The 776-nt window shown below is 45.4% G+C and carries 1 protein-coding gene; it reads right to left on the minus strand.

All coding sequences use genetic code 11. From position 1 onward, the window contains the following. Positions 1-13: 13 nt before the first annotated feature. Positions 14-322 carry a DUF7669 domain-containing protein gene (locus AWU74_RS06755; RefSeq protein ID WP_059370129.1) on the minus strand — a complete coding sequence of 103 codons (309 nt, stop codon included), beginning with the start codon at positions 320-322 and terminating at the stop codon, positions 14-16. Positions 323-776 lie beyond the last annotated feature (454 nt).

Raw genomic sequence — 776 nt, forward strand, 5'->3', positions numbered from 1 at the left:
CGGTGAAGCCCCCTTACAGGGGCAGCGGGTCGGTTTCCACGTCATACAGACGGAACGAATCCTGGGCGATTCTGAAAAGGAAATTGGCGCTTTCCCTGACGCTTTCATTTTTTGTTTTATGCCGCGCGTAATGTTTCCGGTTCGGGTCGTTTGTAGCCAGCGAATGCAAATGCGTGTTTATCGTCCCCTTTTTGGTTTTCGGATACTTTTCCGCAAACCACGCAATAATTTCCTCCCGCTTGAAACAGGCTTTTTTGTCTTTCAGCGTTTCGCCGCAGAACTCTTTAATCAATTCTGCAGTCGGTTTTTCATAGGTAGGCACTGTCTTTTCCCCCGCCTTGTTTATCCGTCAAAATATGGACGGTATACGCTGTCTGATATACACGCCAGCGTCCCGATAATGCCATAAAATCATTGCCTGCGTCAAGCATGTTTTTGTGCGACCTACGGACATTCCGTCCGTTGAGTGACAGCACCGATGCAGTGTTTTTCCCGAAATCGACCCTTCCCGTTGCCACTTGCGCGCTGCCGACACTATGGGGCTGGGGGGAATATGCCGTAAAAAGAATAAAAAAATACTATTAGTATTTATTATAAAATATGGTATATAGAAACGGAAGTCAAGTCCGCTACCGCGGGCGCAGCAACGAATGTTATGTGTCATACTTTTGAACCATTTAAAAAACTGTCTTCATAATGCGTCATTATGACGCATTAGATAATAAGAGGTTTTGCAAAAACCTACCAAGTTTTTAGAGTGTACCTGAATGAGCGAA

The sequence above is a fragment of the Treponema endosymbiont of Eucomonympha sp. genome (genome assembly GCF_001028545.1).